We start from the raw sequence: 16,947 nt of genomic DNA on the forward strand, positions 1-16,947 counted from the left end.
TGTAGGGAAATGGAATGTAAACTCTTAATGGGGATAGGGCGGGTTTATCTAAATTATTGTTCGGATAGAGAGATTTGTGCAGAACCCGCCCCTACGCAACTGGGTTTTTATTAAAGCCGTTGATATTGTAGGCGAAATTGTACAACTCCCGGTTTATCTTCTTCAATAAAACGATCTCGGCGAATTTCTTCTAAACCTAACTGTTTAAACTGCGATAATTCCCCCTCAGATAACGGCCAGGGCGGGCCATCGGGTTCATTTTCACTATCCCGATAACGAGTAATTACAATTAATGTACCCTTCTCTGCAACTAACGAAGAAATGGCTTGAATACTATCTGAACGCATATTCAGAGGTAAAGCTTGAATTGTGCGACATTCAAACACAAAATCAAAACTATGTTGTAAACTAGAATCAAGGTTAAATAAATCACCCACAAAATAATTAACAGTAGTATTAGGAAAACGTTGATGACACCAAGAAATCGCCGTCGGAGAGATATCAAACGCTGTTACTTTAAAGCCTAATTTTGCTAAAGCTTCAGCATCATCGCCCAACCCGCAACCAATGACAATCGCTGTTTTTCCGTCTGTTTTTGGGGGATATTTTTCTAACCAATCTTGTAAATAAGGATGAGGTTGTGAACGCGCCCAGGGAACTTGAGAAGTATCACCTTCTGCGTCAGTATACACCGTTTCAAACCATCCAGTTGCATCGTTATTTTTTAGAGATTCTGTTGCGAGAGAAACGATTTTATTTCTAAGGGCTTCAAGGTTATTTTCAGACATGATCGTTTAATAGTAACTGAAAATTAGGGAGTCGAATTGACTCCCCAATTTTGTAAAATGAAACGGCCCTGCTGACCAAGGGGGGCAGACTGCTGTCGCCTGTATTGGGTGAAAATCTAGGCTAAAACAGGTTGTTGTTGGGGCCAACGATTAACGGCTTTCCCAATTACCGCCATTTCTTCCATCAAACGATCAAATCGCTCAGGAGTCAAGGATTGTGGGCCGTCAGAAAGGGCTTTAGCGGGGTTAGGATGAACTTCGATCATCAACGCATCGGTTCCGGCCGCAACAGCCGCCATCGCCATCGCTGGAACGTATTCTGCTAAACCAGTACCATGACTGGGATCAATCATAATCGGTAAGTGAGTCAGCGATCGCAATACGGGAATTACAGACAAGTCTAAAGTATTGCGAGTGTAGCGGCGATCAAACGTCCGAATTCCCCGTTCACAGAGAATCACATTAGGATTTCCGGCGGCTAAGATATATTCGGCTGCCATGATCCACTCTTCAATGGTGGCGGACATTCCGCGCTTCAGTAATACTGGCTTGTCTTGAGCGCCAACTTTTTTGAGGAGGGAGAAGTTTTGCATATTGCGGGCGCCAATTTGGATGATATCGGCGAATTTCCCCAATACTTCCAGGTCTTCGGCGTCCATGAGTTCGGTAATGATCCCTAACCCGGTTGCTTGACGAGCGGCATCTAATAGGTGTAAGGCGCTTTCCCCATGTCCTTGGAAGTCGTAGGGAGAAGTCCGAGGTTTGTAGGCACCCCCGCGCAGAAACTTTGCACCTGCGGCTTTGACTCGTTTAGCGGTTTCGACGATCATTTCTTCGTTTTCGACCGAACAGGGGCCTGCCGTAATCACAAGGGGATGATGTTCACCAAAATAAACGGTACCTGCGGGGGTCGGAACTGCGACTTCGCTAGCTTCTCCGTGACGATACTCCCGACAAGCGCGTTTGAAGGGTTTTTCGACCCGTAACACCTGTTCAATAAACGGACTCATTTCTTGGAGTTGCAAGGGGTCTAGGTCGGCAGTTTCTCCGACTAAACCAATGACGACTTTATGCTGACCCACGATTTTTTCGGGGGTAACATTCCAAGTGGTCTTCAAGTCTTCGCTTAAGCGTTCAATTTCGGCTTCGGGTGAGCCGACTTTCATTACAATAATCATTTATTGCTATGGGGTCTATGGTTAATTTGAGTCATGGGTGGGGCGTTGGAAGTTCCTAACATCTCAACACCCGGCCGCTGCTTTTATAAAGATCACTTTAGCGTATGACCCACACCTTAATTTTTCTGTTTTTAATTCTTAATTTTTGCTCTACTTTCTTGTCGAGCTTCTTTCCAGGCTTGTACAGTCCGGCCTATGTTCAGTTTAAACTCTTGCCAACCCACAACACCTCCTGGGCGATCTTCATCCCAAGACGTGGAGAATATTCCGTAACTCAACCCCAGAACGCTTAAGCCAAAACAACCCAAACTCGCTAATAAAACGGCTGTATTGGGGAGGATAAATACTTCATTGACGATAATAAAGTAGCTCCCGATAAAGATGCTGATTGCCATGAATAGCGGTACGCCGGATAATAAAGCCATCCGAAACAGCATCCTCTGACTGACGATTTCGGGAATTGTGCTTTCTTCCCGAGAAGCAGAGCCTTTTTTGGCCGGTTGCGGTGATTGTTTCTTCTCCGACTTGCGAGTTGAACGGGCTGGGGGATTTTTTGGGGTTTCCGGTTCGGTCGGTTGGGATTGATCAGCCGCTTTTTTGCGATTTTTAGCGGGTTCAAAGGGTAGACGTTGGCGTGGGCGTTCGGAAGACATGGCAAGATTCCCTCTGAAATTGGGTGTGGGCGGGATGAACTTTAGAAGTATTGAGACAGTCGGACTTATCCCCGAATTCCCAAGCGTTGAATTAGGGCGCGATATTTATCATTGTCTCCATTGCGAATAAACGCTAACAAACGCTTGCGATGTCCGATCATTTTCAGGAGTCCTCGGGTAGAGGAGTAGTCTTTTTTGTTTTGCTTGAGGTGGGCGCTGAGTTTGTTAATCCGTTCGGTGAGCAGGGCGACTTGTACTTCAGCCGATCCGGTATCGGTTCCGTGTACTTGGTGGTCGGTGATGATTTCTTGTTTACGTTCTTGGGTCAGACTCATGGGTTGAAATTCCGTTCGGTTTTTTAAATTTACACAATTGTTTATCGTATCATATTCTATCGAGTGTGAGCTAATACTGAAGCAGGTTCAAGGGTCTAGAGCTTCCCGTCTTAGGGATTGGGGGGGTCAAAGGATGTCAAATTAGCGATTGGGGCTTTAAACTAGATGAGCGGGAGTTGTCGATCAAGGCGATCAGGAGCTTTCAGTTTTCCTCACCCAACAGAAAAGCTAACGTTTGAGGACGAACACATTTTGGGGTCTCTGGTGTATCTGTCAAGTTTTTTTTCACATATCTGATTTTTTTATGATTAATTTACCGTTCAATTCTTGGGGTGTTGCCCTTAACCCAAACGTTAATCTTGGCATTTGGATCGGAGCAGGAATTTTAGCTTTAGTCGGTCTGTTTGCGCTGAAAAATATCATTCAAAATCAAATTATTTATCGTTTCTTTTCTTCTGAAAAGTTAGAGCTTTACAAGCAAATTTTTAGTCCCTATCAATCGCTTATTTTGATCGTTTTGGGATTGTTGGGTGCGGAGTCTTTTTTGTTGTCGGTTCCGCTTTCTCCCTCTCTTGCGAGTTTGGAAGTTATTTTGAGTTTGAGTTTAGCCATTACAGCCAGTTGGTTGGCTTCTCAAGTTTTTAAACAATTTTTTGATATTTATGTTGTTAATACTGCGGCTCGAAAAAAGGGTCGTAGCGTTAATAGTGAATTGCTACTGGTGGGGAAATTTATTGCAAATGCGGTAATTATTATTATCGCTACTCTAACGTTTGCTCAAACGCATAAAGTCAATATTTTTGGGTTACTGGCGAGTTTAGGAGTGGGCGGACTAGCGGTAGCGTTTGCGGCTCAAAGTATCCTCAGTCAAATTCTCGGCGGAATTGTATTATATTTAGATCAGCCTTTTGTTGTTGATGATTACATCGGTTTACCGGATGGAACCTTTGGACGTGTGGAGTCGATTGGGTTGCGTTCGACGAAGATTAGGATGTCAGGAAAAGGATCGCTAATGATTGTTCCGAATAGTTCTTTAACTGAAACCAATATTGAAAATTTTACAGGCGCTCGGAAGGTGATTTCAATTTTAGGATTGTTGTTTCATCGCACAATTACTCCAGAAGAAAAGGCTCTCATTCGTCAAGTGATTTTAGAAGGAACTGACAATACTTATGGGATTGATCCGCGTGGAACGGATGTGACGTTCAAAGATTTGAAAGAGGTGACGGGAGAAGATAAAACGCAAGCACAAGTTACTTTTTTTATTTTGGGTTCGGGTCAAGAAAATTTGGAGTTGCGGCGTCAACTTCTACAAATAGCTAGTCAAGATATTAATATCATTCTTCAGCAATACGGAATTGCCTTTGAGATGGAAGAACCAAATATTTATGTCAACTCACCTATTACGGTTTAATCGATGAATTTCTCTAATCCCCTGAATCCCAATTCTCAAATTTTTATCGGTTTAAGAGAGACAGGTATTCCCAATCCGATTATTTTTATTTTATTCGTTTTGATCTCTTGTTTGGTTGGTCGATATGTTCCGGGAATTCTTAGATTTTTGGCTGAGAAATTTTTACCTGCTAAAGCGAAGAAGATTTTGGATGACTTTATTCTTCCCTTAGAAGACTCTGTGAAACTAGCGGGAACGTTTATATTAATTTCTCTTTCTCTGGTTTGGTTGAGTGAAAATCCTGCATTNTTAGATTTTTGGCTGAGAAATTTTTACCTGCTAAAGCGAAGAAGATTTTGGATGACTTTATTCTTCCCTTAGAAGACTCTGTGAAACTAGCGGGAACGTTTATATTAATTTCTCTTTCTCTGGTTTGGTTGAGTGAAAATCCTGCATTATATCGGTTTACAAAACCTTTTGTTGATTTAGGAGTAATTGCGAGTACAGCTTGGTTAATTTCCCGTATTTTTCACCAAACTTTGTTAATTTATGGTATTCCCATTGTGCAGAAATATGGTTTAGAAATTGATGAAACGTTTTTGATTTTTGAAACGATTGCAAATGTGATTATTGGGTTTGTGGCGGTTACGGCTTATGCTCAAAGCCAAAATTTTCCACTAACAGCGTTGTTAGCAGGTGCGTCTATTGGGGGTGCAGCGCTTGGACTTGGGGCGCAAAGTACCGTTGAACAAATGTTAGGAAGTCTGGTGATTCGTTTAGATCGTCCGTTTGTTCGAGGGGAATATGTCCGCTTGCAAAATGGCACCTATGGACGGGTTGAGTCGATTGGTTTACGATCTACTAAAATTCGACTGGCGGCGAAAGGAACGTTGGTGATTATTCCCAATTCTAATTTGATGAAAATGGAAATTGAGAACATTACGAGAGGAAAGAAGGTGATGGTGTTGTTATATTTAGACTTTACTCGTCAGTTGGAAGATCGGGAAAAGGCGTTAGTTCAACAAGCGATTAAGCAATGTACGGATTCGGTTTTTGGGATTGATCCGGGAAGTACGAATATTGCGTTAATTCAACACGCTGAAACGCTGAATACTCGCGCTCGGGTGACGTTTTTTATTTTGGGTTCGAGTGAAAATGCGATCGCGTTGAGAAAGAGTTTGTTAGAGTCAACGAATAACAGTATTTCTAAGAAGTTACAACAGTATAATATTAGTTTTTCGATGCAAGAACCGAATATTTATGTTGATTCTCCTGTGACGATTTAAGGGGAGTGGGGAAGGGTTGACCTGTGAAAGTTTGACTTGTGGAATTGGGGTTGATGTATTAGTCATGTGTAGTTTCAAGTTTCCCCCCTAACCTGATTTTAAGCGATCGCGCTCCGGGTTGTCAACCCCCCTATTCTTTTACCCACAACTCCCAACTATCAAGGCTTTGCGATCGCTTACCACTCAGTCCCTTTTTTTGCCATGCAATGTATGGCGTTGTATGCTATAACTGAAAAATCGATAGATTACAGGACAAAAAAAATGGCTTTCTTCAAATTGGAGGATTTAAAGCCCGAGGCAAAAATTGTCTGGCTGAAAGACATGAGTCAGTACCCTTGGGTACGAGAAGGGATGACAGATTTCACGAGCAAGCAGGGAATATCAAAGTCTCGCCAAGCTCAGATAGGGCCTGAGTTAGTTGGATACGCCGAATTGGAAGAGGATGCACCGCCTAGTTTTATTGACCCTGCGACGGGACGAAAACACTACTATCGGCGAATCTTTAAGCTTCGTGATGGCGATTATAAAAATTACAGTGATGGAAAGTATCCCATGGAAGCGGTAGAACCAAAAACAGTCGAACCGAAGGTGAAGGGATTATCTCCTGATAGAAAAGCTCAAATCGCCGTCAGAATTCCTCGCTCTTTGCTGTACAAACTTAACCGCTATATTCAGATAATGGGAATGTCGCAAACCGAAATTGTGGTCAGTGCGTTATCTCAATACCTAGATTCACCAGAAGATGTTCCTCTCATTGAGCGAATCGTGAAAATTGAGGAACGACTAGCAAAATTGGAGGGACAGTAAATTATGAGTTCTGGTGATAGTGCGAATTTTTTTGATGATGCAGCAATTAATAATTTTCGGGAATTTATATATTGCTTGAATGAACATACTAAAACTCGGGGTTGTTCTAATATGCTAGTTTCATATCTGACCGATTATTATGGGGGAGATAAATCCTATTATGGGGGAGAATACAAAGAATTATTCAAAAACTTTTCCACCGATGAAGTGTCTCAATTAATTGCTCAACTCTGCAATAAACAAGGGGAGCCGATATTTAAACCAGAAGAGATCGATGTTTTGATTGCAGCGCGAGAGTTTGCGTTGAGCGACGACCCCAAGAAAAGAATTGACTACCTGTGTACTATCGAATGGGAATTGTCTCCATACAATTCGGATGAGCCATTTAAAATTTTGGCAACGGTCAAAGTCAACTGCATCTCCAACGAATATTTAAAAATGTCAGAAGATGAGGATGAATACTATCAAGATTATCTATGGCAAGTTGCTGAACATAAACTGGAACAAAAATACCCTTCTTTCATAGACCAAGTTTTTGCATACCATCACAAACATGGTCATTCCTACAGCATAACTAAATACGAAGCCTTGCCTTAAACTCATTCTACTGAGAGCAATATATCTGTTGAAATCGAAATTTTGTTGATCTCTTTTTGGTAGGGTGGGTGAGAAAGGATAACTTAACTGCTGAAATCACCAACTGTAGACAGAAAAACCCGGTTTCTTTGAGAAACCGGGTTTTTATATATATTAATCTAATTCACTTTCTAAGACTGTAGCGATCGCTTTTTGAGCATTTTCTTGGAACTCCCGAATATTAACGCGACTGAGTAGAGAAATGGCAATCATCATCCCGACAGCTTGCACCGCAAAGACGAGACTATAAGCGAGTACAGGAACCGAAAATATTGTTCGACCTAAATCTAAAACAGCGCCTCCCATTAAAGTTGCTATTCCTCGCGCCATCGACTGAGCGAGTCCCCAGGCACCGATAAAGGTGCCGGCTGTTTCAGCAGCAGTCAGATCGAGCATTAAACCAATAGCACCCGCCGTCAGGACTCCTGAAGCCACTCCAAACAGCAGTAACCCGCCTTTCAGCATTTGGGGGTCAGCCACGACGCCAGCAGTGATAAATAGACTTAAACAAATAATCGTGCCAATACAGCCGACTTTAACGGTATTTTTCTTGCCTAAACGGGGAGTAATTAAAAAGCCTGTTGAAGCAATTCCGGCTAAGGTTCCCATTCCAAAAAAGGCGTTGAGTTGGGTGGTTTCGGAAATACACATTTCAAAGACTTCGCCGCCATAGGGTTCGAGTACGGCATCCTGCATAAACAGGCTAATACTCATCACCAGGAGGAAGGTAAAAAATAAACCCGTTTGACGGCTAGCGGTTAAGATTCGTAACGCTCGAGCCAGGGTAATTTGGTCTTCTCGTTCAACGACAGTCGAACGGCTAGCATAGCGGGAAAATCGCTTTTCAACGCCTACTGTTGAGAGTAAACATAAACCAAAAACAATGGCTGGAACGAGGATAAATAAGGGATTAATAACAGATTGCAATTGAGCAATATTAACAACAGAAGTTGTTTGTGTGGTATTTTCGGAGAGAATGTCAGCGCCGCAAACTTCGGGACGGTTGAGGATTTTTGAGCTAATAATCGCTCCGATGACAATGCCGATCATTAACATTGACCAAACAATACTTACCAGTTTAGAGCGGTTATCTTCATCGGAAACATCAAAGAGTAACGCTGCAAAGGGTGTGGAACTGGCGCTCAAAGCCAAGCCGTAGAGGGCAAATACGAGGGCAAGTAGGGCTGCCCAAGCATAAGTTATACTACTCAAGCCCGTATTTTGTAGGCTGATTCCCAACTGCCAAGTCACCTGTAGGGCGAAGAAGGAGAGGATTGTAAAGAAAATAGCACCTAACCAAATATAGCCACTGCGATGATGTCCGAATAGGGGCTTGGCATCCGACATCTGACCAAACCAAATTCTCGCCGGAGCGACAAATTGATACATGGCGATCGCACCTGCGGCCATCAGAGCGGGAACCTTTAACTCATCGATCATCACTCGGTTGATCACGCCCAAGGTGAGCAGGGACATAATGCCTAATCCCATCTGAAACAAACCGAGCCGAAACATGGTGAGGAGGTGAACTTTGGGCTTTGGTGGGCTATCTACTGGGGTAGAAGGGGTAGATTGTGGTAAACCATCGATTGCCATAGCACAAGCGTAGAAACGATTCTGATAAACTTTCTTAATTTAATATAAACCCTAACTGAGCTTATAAGATATAATGGGCTAGCATCTTTAAATAAAATCCTTTGTGATTTAGATGTTTTGTTTGTTTAAATTAATCCCTTTATGGAATTTGACATAACATCAAAGGTTATCAAGATTCAAACCGCAAATATTCATTATTTTGAGGGGGGAGATCCGCAATATCCGTCCGTGTTGTTTCTACATGGATCGAGTTTTAGTTCTCAAACTTGGAAAGAGCTGGGTACGCTCAAGCGGTTGACTCAGAAGAATTTTCATGTGGTGGCGATTGATCTACCGGGTTATGGAAAGTCCGAATCGATTTCCGATTATCATGTTGAATTTTTGCCGAAATTGGTTGATAGATTAAATCTCAAAGGGGCTGTTTTAGTGTCTCCGTCGATGAGTGGAACTTACAGCTTGTCTTTTGTGCTTAAGCATTCTGAACAGCTTAAAGGGTTTGTGGCAGTTGCTCCGGTGGGAATTTTGAAAATGAGTCAGCAACTTCGAGGAATTTTACTGCCGACTTTGGCGATTTGGGGGAGTGATGATCGGATTGTTCCGGTTGAACAGGCGGATCTTTTAGTGGAATTGATGCCCAATGCTCAAAAGATTATTTTACCCAAAGCGGGTCATGCTTGTTATATGAAAGCAACGAATAAGTTTCACGAAGCATTGATTCAGTTTGTTGAGAAAGTGACGAAAGAAGAATCGGAAGAATCTTGTTAAGTTTTGGCCTCTCTGAAGAGAGCGTTTAAAGGGTGTAATTGTTCAAAAAAAATCACGTTTATCAACTCTAAAATATTATGAGTGAACAACCTAAAAAAGCTTTATTTATTCTGGGAGGATTGGATGATCAGGATTTATCCTGGATTATTAATCGGGGAAAAACACAGGTGATTCCCCCCGGAGAAACGCTGATTTATGAAGGGAGAACCATTAGCGCTTTGTATATTGTTTTAAAAGGGGTGTTGAGTGTGTCTATTTCTCCGAATGGTGAACGAGAACTTGCAAAGCTTTATGAGGGAGAAGTTGTTGGTGAAATTTCGTTTATTGATAATCGTCCTCCTTTAGCAACGGTGAAAGCGATTGAAGAAAGTTTAGTGTTGATGGTTCCTCGCTATGAATTAATCGCTCAACTGCATCGGAATGCCGGGTTTGCTTCTCGATTTTATCAAGGGATTTGTTTGTGTTTAGCCAGTCGGATGCGGGGAACCGTTAGGCGTTTGGGATATCAAGTTCAAGATCATTATCTCGAAGAAGTTGAGGAGGATACCAATGAACTCAATGAGAGTAAACAAGATTTTCTGGAGTTGGCTGAGGCTAAGTTTAATTGGCTGGTACATAGTTTAAAAACGGCAGAAAGTAATCATCACTCGAGGAATTCTTGATGTTGGATTAAGCGTTGAACGCTGGCTAATGTTGGGTTAAATTCATAACTTTTTTGTTGAGGTTGATTGAGATAGGTTTGTTGTTCTTCTTCGATCATTTTAACATCTTGTTCAACTAATCCATCGAGTAATTTTTGGGCTGAACCGAATAGTTTGTTTTTGAGAAAGCGCCGAAAGGGAATCGGTAATTTGTGCAGACGCCAAAAGGAATGTAGGGAGGTAAAATGGATGAGATAGGCTTTGGTTTCTGTTAAACTTACGGGGCAGAATAGACAGTAAATTTTAAAGTCTTTGCCGAGTGTTGAAACCCAATGGGGATAGATATAACTGACTTCTAAGGGTTCAGGATGGAGTTGACGTAAAGCGGGGAAAAATAGCTGAGAAATTGACCAGATTTTATCGATTTTATAGTAGCTTTTGGCTTGATAGTGGGCATCAACTCGATGGTTATCTTCATTTATTTTTTTTAAAATGGCATCTGTCCAGGCTTGCCAATCTTGATGTAAATGTCCGTGATACATATCCATCAAGTTCTCAATTAAAAAGGAATAATGAGCTTGACAGTGAATTAGAGAAACAGTCGCAATATAATTCAAATGATCCCATTCAGGAACGCCTAATGGTTGGTTTTGAGTTGGATTTTTTCCTGGAAATAACCAGATAAAACCGTCTAATTCTTCAACTGGATACTGAAGAATTTTACAGTTTGGAAGTCTCTGGTGTTCGGCTAAATAGGGAATATTTACACATTCACCCTGAGCGTTAAATTGCCATCCATGATAGGCACATTCAAGATTCCCTTCAATGATTTTACCATGACTCAGTTTAACTTGTCGATGGGGACAACGATTTTCTAAAGCCTGAATTTTTCCTTGTTTATTCCGAAATAAAACAATGGCTTGATTCCATAATATGACGTCTAAAGGTTGAGTGTTAACGTCACGACTCCGAGCGACAACATACCAATGATTTGGGTTGATTCCTAACTGACGAATTTTTTGATTCATATTTGTAAAAAACCTTCAGGGTTCACAGAAAGCAATGTGCGTCGTTGTAAACCTTCTTGATGTAAAATCTCGTTAGCGGCTAATAATCCACTGCTGACGGCTCGTTCCATTAAACCACAGGGAAAAGGCATTTTCACCCAATCTCCAGCAAACATTAAATTAGAAATACCGGAGTTGGTTTGGGGACGTTCTGCATAACTTCCGGGTGGATATCCAGCAAAGTTTTTTTGATTGACTAATTCTCGATGAATTAACTGAGCAGATGTAAGTTCAGGGACAATTTCATAAAGTTCTTGTTCAAAGGTGGTGAGTAAGTGTTCTTGGGTGGGAAATTGGGATTCTTTGTAACAATAAGCGTGCAGTTCAACGACAGTTCCCCCGGTTTTTTTATGCCAGTCAATAAATTGTTTTTGAATGCGATGATAGAGGGTAATACTATCGGTGAGTTGATAACCGGATAAGGAGGTAAAGTTGCTATGTTCCCAAGGAAAATCTCGATCAAACCAAAAACGTCCAACAGCAAAAGGATCAGCAACTTGGAGTTTTTTGATTTGTTTTTTTACTGTTGAATTGACTTCACCTTTAGTTAAATCAAAGAGGTGTTGAACTCCTGGAATATCCGTCGCAAAAACATAGTAATCGGCTTTAATTGTTGTTAAATTATTATTGTTAATTTCGGGGTTAAAAGCCACAAGTTTAACTTGTTCGGGTTGACGTTGAATCACTGTAAATTTCGCTAAGTTTCGTTGGGCTGGCCCGGAAATAACGGTTCCATTTTGATCATAAACGGCACCATGACAAGGACAATAAAACCGTCCATCAACTGCGAGTTTAACGGTACAGCCTTGATGAGTACAGGTTAAAGAAAGTGCTTCATTTTTGCCTTCAGGAATCGCATAAACATTATCTCCCGCTCCAAAATATTCCCAATCTTCTCCTATCCATTGATTCCTCGTTACCCAAAAGGGTACCGGGTTAAAATTATTGCCTTTAAAATAGGAGAGTGAATCGATTTTTCCGGCTTTCATTTGAATATTACTAACGGTTGCTTCGGTAATAATTTTACCGTTTTGTTGTTGAATAGATTCAGCAATGGGTTGGACTAAACTACTGCCCATATCTTGGCGGGTTCCATTGAATGCCAAGCCTTCAGGATTGCCGAAAAAGTAGAAGTGAAAAAACTGCATGAGTTCGGCTGCACTGAGTTTATCGGGTGCGTTTAAACTCGATTTTGCAAAGGGCAAAAAATACAAATCATACAAGCCTTGAGGAAAATCTTTTTTGACCCAATTTGCAACGGATACCGCATCCAGTCGTTGAAAACTATCCGGTGTTTTAAATCCCCCAATTTCTCTAAAAACTTCCCAGTGAGCAGGTTTTGTGAGGTTGATTCCCCAACGGAGTCGGTTCGGAGAGGAAATGGCTAAATCAACAATATTCCAGGGAAAGGCTGAACGACTGGGACGAAAAACTTCGGGTTTGTATTGTTGATTTCTAAAGACAACTGAGTAAAATTCTAAAGACTGAAAATTTGCTTGAATATTTAGTTCATTGATGATACTATTGAGATTATAATATTGAGGAAAGAAGCCATGAAAACCATGTTCCATTCTGAAGGTTTCATCACCCACTTGAATCAGCCAACTGGCAATTTTACCCCCGAGTTGAGGAGATTTTTCTAAAAGGGTGACTTGAAATCCTCGTTGACTCAGTTCATAAGCACAGGCTAATCCAGCTAACCCCGCCCCAACAATTACAACGTGTTTGGGTTGATTGAGAGTTCGAGGTAACTCCAGAGAATCTTGTTGAAAAATAGTGGGTTGCGGCTTATGGAATCGAGAATAACCAATCAGCCCCGAAACCGCACTAACTCCTAGAATTTTAAGGGCTGTTCGTCGAGAAAAATTGGGTAATTGAGGCAAATCAGTAAATTGACTCATTAGGAATTTTAGGGTTAACATCCTCCCAAATTTACAGGGAGTTTGGGAGTCCTCAGAATTATACTTTTAAATTTTAAATTCTAAGGAAACCCATTTGATAGTAGCATTCTGTTGAGCATCTGGGAGATTGATAATCTTACTTAAAGTTTAAATTTTTGATTGATGATTTTAGTTGTGGAATTCTGAGTTTTTTATTAAAAAATCTAGAATTCAACCCAAAATAGTATAACCAAAATTATCCAAGTTTAAAAATGATTGAATGAGCGCTCAAAAAGATGAAAAAAAAGTTTAAAAAATACTTCAAAATTTTACTGATTGGTTTATTTATTGTTTCGATGGTAATACAGCCTGTTTTAGCTCGTGCTTCTCAGGAAGTTCTTACTGTTCAAACTCAGGAAGACGGCTTACAACTCACTCAACAAGCTAAAGATTTATATCAAGCGGGACAGTTTGAAAAAGCGGTGGAGTATTGGCAGGATGCGGCAACGTTTTTTGCTCAAAACCGTGATCCAATTAATCAAGCAATGGCGTTGAGTAATTTAGCTTTAACCTATCAAAAATTGAATCAATGGCAAGATGCAGAATCAACAATTACCCAGAGTTTAACTTTACTGCAATCTCTAAAAAAGTCGCGGGAAAATTCAAAGATTTTAGCTCAAACTCTTGATATTAAAGGACGCTTGCAGTGGGAGACAGGACAAATCCAAAATGCAATTGATACTTGGGGAGAAGCGGCTAAAATTCATCAAGAGATGGGAGATCAAGCTCGACTTGCACAAAATAAATTAAACCAAGCTCAAGGGTTTCAAGATTTAGGTTTATATCCGAAAGTTTGTCAAACTTTATTACAGGTTCTTGAGGTTGAACAGTCTATTGAACAGGGCTGCAATTTATCAGAAAATACGGTCAATTTATTATTAGATAAACCCAATTCTGCCTGGAAGTTAGAAGGACTAAGAAGTTTAGGAAATTTACTGCTGGTTGTGGGTCAGATCGAACAGTCTCAGATGCTTTTAGAAGCGAGTTTACAANGCAATTTATCAGAAAATACGGTCAATTTATTATTAGATAAACCCAATTCTGCCTGGAAGTTAGAAGGACTAAGAAGTTTAGGAAATTTACTGCTGGTTGTGGGTCAGATCGAACAGTCTCAGATGCTTTTAGAAGCGAGTTTACAAATCGCGAAACAACAGGAAAATAAAGAAGCGATCGCCACAATTTATTTGAATTTAGGCAATACAGAACGATCCATCGCTGAACGAGAACGTCGCCTTTCTGTGAAGGATGGAGATTCAGATCGGGTTAGCCAAACTAAACGTCAAGCCCATTTAGAAAATTTAGAAAAAGCTTCAAGTTTGTATCAAGAGGCTGTCGAATCTTCTTCAGTCTTACAAACTCAAATACAAGCCCAATTAAATCAACTCAGTTTATTAATTGATAGTCAACAATGGTCAGAAGCAGAACAATTATGGCCTTTAGTTTATGAACCTTTAAAAACCTTGCCGCCTAGCCGAAGCGTAATTTATACTCAGGTTAATTTTGCTAATAGTTTATTGGCTCTGCAATTAGCAACTTCCCCTCTAAATCTGACGATGGAAACAATCGATAAAATTTTACAAAATNTCAACTCAGTTTATTAATTGATAGTCAACAATGGTCAGAAGCAGAACAATTATGGCCTTTAGTTTATGAACCTTTAAAAACCTTGCCGCCTAGCCGAAGCGTAATTTATACTCAGGTTAATTTTGCTAATAGTTTATTGGCTCTGCAATTAGCAACTTCCCCTCTAAATCTGACGATGGAAACAATCGATAAAATTTTACAAAATGCAGTGACTCAAGCCCAAAATTTAGGAGATATTAAAGGTCAAGCTTATGCGTTTGGAACCTTTGGAAAACTCTATGAACAGGCTCAACAATGGAAAATAGCAGAAGATTTTACCCAACAAGCCTTGAGTATTGCTCCGACTTACAATTCACCCGATATTGCTTATCAATTTTCTTGGCAACTGGGACGAATTCGTAAACAACAAGGGGATCGAAAAGGAGCAATTGCTGCTTATAAAAATGCCTTTAATACGCTGCAATCTTTACGCAGTGATTTAGTCGCCATTAACCCCGAAGTACAGTTTTCTTTCCGTGAAAGTGTCGAACCTGTTTATCGTGAATTGGTTGATTTACAGTTACAAGAAGCGAATGGATTTCAAATAGCAGGAGATGCACAAAACTTACAACTAAAAATTAGAGAAATTCGGCAAGTGATTGAGTCTTTGCAGTTAGCAGAACTCAATAATTTCTTTCGAGATGCTTGTGTTGATGCCAACCCTAAAATTATTGATGAAGTCGCTAAAACTGCTGCTATTATTTATCCGATTATTTTACCCAATCGCTTAGAAATTATTGTCAGTTTCCCAACGGAACCCGAAGCAACCTTTAAACTTTATACAACCCAAGTAAACCGAGAAGAAATCAATCAAACAGTCCGAAAACTGCAAGGAGAATTAATTCAACCTCCGACGGATGGAAACACGGCAACAACGCCCGAAATTTTTACTTTAACTCGACAAGTTTATGACTGGTTAATTCGTCCGGCTGAAGTAGATTTAAAAAATAGCCAAGTTGATACTTTAGTGTTTGTTTTAGATGGCAGTTTACGCAATATTCCGATGGGAAGTTTATATGATGGTCAGGAGTTTTTAGTCGAAAAATATGCGATCGCACTCACTCCCGGTTTACAATTATTAAACCCTCAACCTTTGACGCAGGAAGACTTAAGAGCATTCTTAGGGGGTGCAACAGATGCCCCAACTTTTGGGGAATTTGGAACGCTTCCAGCCGTTGATGAAGAATTAAATCAAATTGCAGAAACCATTCCCAATCACGAAAAGCGTCAGAACGAAGAATTTACCCGAGAAAATCTGCAAAACTTAATTAATCAGGTGCCGTTTCCAGTGGTTCATCTAGCCACTCATGGTCAGTTTGGTTCTAATGCTGAGGAAACATTTATTTTGACGTATAATGATAGAATAGACGTTAGAACATTCGACCAACTCTTACGGAAACCTGATGAAAATACTCCGATTGAATTGTTAGTTTTAAGCGCTTGTGAAACGGTAAAAGGGGATGATCGAGCGGCGTTGGGATTAGCGGGAATTGCAGTAAGAGCCGGAGCGCGTAGCACCCTCGCAACGTTATGGACAGTGGAAGATCAAAGTACCGCTAATTTAATGGTTGATTTCTATCGAGAGTTAGCCAATCCTCAACAAAAATCTAATAAAGCGCAAGCCTTACGAACCGCTCAACTTAATCTTTTAAATGAGGACAGAACTCGCCATCCTTTTTATTGGGCGCCGTTTGTTTTAGTGGGGAATTGGCAGTAGTTGAAGGTGTTTAAGAATCAATTTCCGCTAATTCTAACCAACGTTCAGTCGCTTGATCAATTTCTAGCGCTAACTGTTCAACCTTGTGATGCAGTTCTTGAACTTGACTGACTTTTCCAGGTGCAACGTTGTATAATTCAGCTTCTAACTTCGCTTTTTCAGCTTCTAATTTGGCAATTTTCTTTTCTAACGCTTGATACTCCTTTTTTTCTTTAGAAGAAAGTTTGCGGTTTCCGTCTTTATCCCAAGAATAACGTTGAGATTTTTCTGTGTCCTGGGCTTCTGACGTTTTTTCTTTAAGGGTTGTGGCTTGATTTGCAGCTTCTTCTTCTTCTCTCGCTTTATAGTCTAAATAAACTGAATAATTCCCCGGATATTGACGTAAATTTCCCTCAGATTCAAAGGCAAAAATCATCTCAACCGTTCGATCTAAAAAGTAGCGATCATGGGAAACAACGATAACGCAACCGTTAAATTCTTCTAAATTCTTCTAAAACCGATAACGTTTGTACATCTAAATCG

15 protein-coding genes and 1 pseudogene are annotated in these 16,947 nt (G+C 40.6%); 8 read left to right on the forward strand and 8 right to left on the reverse strand.

Features of this window, described 5'->3' with window-relative positions; translation table 11 throughout:
- Nucleotides 1-110: 110 nt before the first annotated feature.
- From WN50_RS08905 to rpsO, 4 genes are all read right to left on the reverse strand, one after another.
- Entirely contained in the window at nt 111-788 is a 678-nt protein-coding gene (locus WN50_RS08905; RefSeq protein ID WP_046278408.1) for a class I SAM-dependent methyltransferase, read from the reverse strand.
- Nucleotides 789-904: 116 nt separating this feature from the next.
- Nucleotides 905-1,966, reverse strand: a complete 1,062-nt coding sequence (aroF, locus tag WN50_RS08910) for a 3-deoxy-7-phosphoheptulonate synthase (protein WP_046278409.1) — start codon at nt 1,964-1,966, stop codon at nt 905-907.
- Between the two features lie 131 nt (nt 1,967-2,097).
- Nucleotides 2,098-2,619, reverse strand: a complete 522-nt coding sequence (locus WN50_RS08915) for a PAM68 family protein (RefSeq protein WP_046278410.1) — start codon at nt 2,617-2,619, stop codon at nt 2,098-2,100.
- Nucleotides 2,620-2,684: 65 nt separating this feature from the next.
- Nucleotides 2,685-2,954, reverse strand: a complete 270-nt coding sequence (gene rpsO / locus WN50_RS08920) for a 30S ribosomal protein S15 (protein ID WP_046278411.1) — start codon at nt 2,952-2,954, stop codon at nt 2,685-2,687.
- A 304-nt stretch (nt 2,955-3,258) separates the two neighbouring features.
- On the opposite strand from rpsO, the gene WN50_RS08925 reads away from it, so the two are divergent.
- From WN50_RS08925 to WN50_RS08940, 4 genes are all read left to right on the forward strand, one after another.
- Entirely contained in the window at nt 3,259-4,368 is a 1,110-nt protein-coding gene (locus tag WN50_RS08925) for a mechanosensitive ion channel family protein (protein WP_046278412.1), read from the forward strand.
- A gap of 731 nt (nt 4,369-5,099) precedes the next feature.
- Nucleotides 5,100-5,633 (forward strand): mechanosensitive ion channel domain-containing protein, encoded by a 534-nt coding sequence (locus WN50_RS08930; RefSeq protein WP_342586744.1) that lies wholly within the window; start codon nt 5,100-5,102, stop codon nt 5,631-5,633.
- 261 nt (nt 5,634-5,894) lie between these two features.
- Nucleotides 5,895-6,440 (forward strand): DUF6009 family protein, encoded by a 546-nt coding sequence (locus tag WN50_RS35220; RefSeq protein ID WP_200906241.1) that lies wholly within the window; start codon nt 5,895-5,897, stop codon nt 6,438-6,440.
- A gap of 3 nt (nt 6,441-6,443) precedes the next feature.
- Nucleotides 6,444-7,037 (forward strand): hypothetical protein, encoded by a 594-nt coding sequence (locus WN50_RS08940; protein ID WP_046278414.1) that lies wholly within the window; start codon nt 6,444-6,446, stop codon nt 7,035-7,037.
- Between the two features lie 153 nt (nt 7,038-7,190).
- Here the strand turns inward: WN50_RS08940 and WN50_RS08945 are convergent, their stop codons facing one another.
- A complete protein-coding gene (locus WN50_RS08945; protein WP_046278415.1) occupies nt 7,191-8,672 on the reverse strand; it encodes a BCD family MFS transporter in 1,482 nt (493 codons plus the stop codon).
- Nucleotides 8,673-8,813: 141 nt separating this feature from the next.
- Between WN50_RS08945 and WN50_RS08950 the strand changes: the two genes are divergently transcribed.
- Nucleotides 8,814-9,437 (forward strand): alpha/beta fold hydrolase, encoded by a 624-nt coding sequence (locus tag WN50_RS08950; RefSeq protein WP_046278416.1) that lies wholly within the window; start codon nt 8,814-8,816, stop codon nt 9,435-9,437.
- A 77-nt stretch (nt 9,438-9,514) separates the two neighbouring features.
- On the forward strand, nt 9,515-10,099 hold the full coding sequence (locus WN50_RS08955; protein WP_046278417.1) for a cyclic nucleotide-binding domain-containing protein: 585 nt from the start codon (nt 9,515-9,517) through the stop codon (nt 10,097-10,099).
- Here the strand turns inward: WN50_RS08955 and WN50_RS08960 are convergent.
- Nucleotides 10,081-11,106 carry an aromatic ring-hydroxylating dioxygenase subunit alpha gene (locus WN50_RS08960; RefSeq protein WP_046278418.1) on the reverse strand — a complete coding sequence of 342 codons (1,026 nt, stop codon included), beginning with the start codon at nt 11,104-11,106 and terminating at the stop codon, nt 10,081-10,083. The genes WN50_RS08955 and WN50_RS08960 overlap by 19 nt on opposite strands.
- The gene (locus WN50_RS08965; protein ID WP_049558800.1) at nt 11,103-13,046 is read right to left on the reverse strand and encodes an FAD-dependent oxidoreductase; all 1,944 of its coding nucleotides are present in this window, start codon (nt 13,044-13,046) and stop codon (nt 11,103-11,105) included. Before WN50_RS08965 ends, WN50_RS08960 begins: the two co-directional genes overlap by 4 nt.
- A gap of 275 nt (nt 13,047-13,321) precedes the next feature.
- Between WN50_RS08965 and WN50_RS35915 the strand changes: the two genes are divergently transcribed.
- The coding region (locus WN50_RS35915; RefSeq protein WP_235440884.1) for a tetratricopeptide repeat protein at nt 13,322-14,077 on the forward strand (756 nt) is incomplete at its 3' end.
- A 767-nt stretch (nt 14,078-14,844) separates the two neighbouring features.
- On the forward strand, nt 14,845-16,425 hold the full coding sequence (locus tag WN50_RS37435) for a CHAT domain-containing protein (protein ID WP_053221468.1): 1,581 nt from the start codon (nt 14,845-14,847) through the stop codon (nt 16,423-16,425).
- Nucleotides 16,426-16,435: 10 nt separating this feature from the next.
- Here the strand turns inward: WN50_RS37435 and WN50_RS08980 are convergent.
- Nucleotides 16,436-16,947: pseudogene (locus tag WN50_RS08980) on the reverse strand (ABC transporter ATP-binding protein); the annotation flags it as partial.

The organism is Limnoraphis robusta CS-951 (genome assembly GCF_000972705.2).

Bases quoted from the DNA above. Each gene is read 5' to 3' on its own strand.
- WN50_RS08905 (WP_046278408.1), bottom strand. From the start codon at position 788: ATGTCTGAAAATAACCTTGAAGCCCTTAGAAATAAAATCGTTTCTCTC.
- aroF (WP_046278409.1), bottom strand. From the start codon at position 1,966: ATGATTATTGTAATGAAAGTCGGCTCACCCGAAGCCGAAATTGAACGC.
- WN50_RS08915 (WP_046278410.1), bottom strand. From the start codon at position 2,619: ATGTCTTCCGAACGCCCACGCCAACGTCTACCCTTTGAACCCGCTAAA.
- rpsO (WP_046278411.1), bottom strand. From the start codon at position 2,954: ATGAGTCTGACCCAAGAACGTAAACAAGAAATCATCACCGACCACCAA.
- WN50_RS08925 (WP_046278412.1), top strand. From the start codon at position 3,259: ATGATTAATTTACCGTTCAATTCTTGGGGTGTTGCCCTTAACCCAAAC.
- WN50_RS08930 (WP_342586744.1), top strand. From the start codon at position 5,100: ATGTTAGGAAGTCTGGTGATTCGTTTAGATCGTCCGTTTGTTCGAGGG.
- WN50_RS35220 (WP_200906241.1), top strand. From the start codon at position 5,895: ATGGCTTTCTTCAAATTGGAGGATTTAAAGCCCGAGGCAAAAATTGTC.
- WN50_RS08940 (WP_046278414.1), top strand. From the start codon at position 6,444: ATGAGTTCTGGTGATAGTGCGAATTTTTTTGATGATGCAGCAATTAAT.
- WN50_RS08945 (WP_046278415.1), bottom strand. From the start codon at position 8,672: ATGGCAATCGATGGTTTACCACAATCTACCCCTTCTACCCCAGTAGAT.
- WN50_RS08950 (WP_046278416.1), top strand. From the start codon at position 8,814: ATGGAATTTGACATAACATCAAAGGTTATCAAGATTCAAACCGCAAAT.
- WN50_RS08955 (WP_046278417.1), top strand. From the start codon at position 9,515: ATGAGTGAACAACCTAAAAAAGCTTTATTTATTCTGGGAGGATTGGAT.
- WN50_RS08960 (WP_046278418.1), bottom strand. From the start codon at position 11,106: ATGAATCAAAAAATTCGTCAGTTAGGAATCAACCCAAATCATTGGTAT.
- WN50_RS08965 (WP_049558800.1), bottom strand. From the start codon at position 13,046: ATGAGTCAATTTACTGATTTGCCTCAATTACCCAATTTTTCTCGACGA.
- WN50_RS37435 (WP_053221468.1), top strand. From the start codon at position 14,845: ATGGAAACAATCGATAAAATTTTACAAAATGCAGTGACTCAAGCCCAA.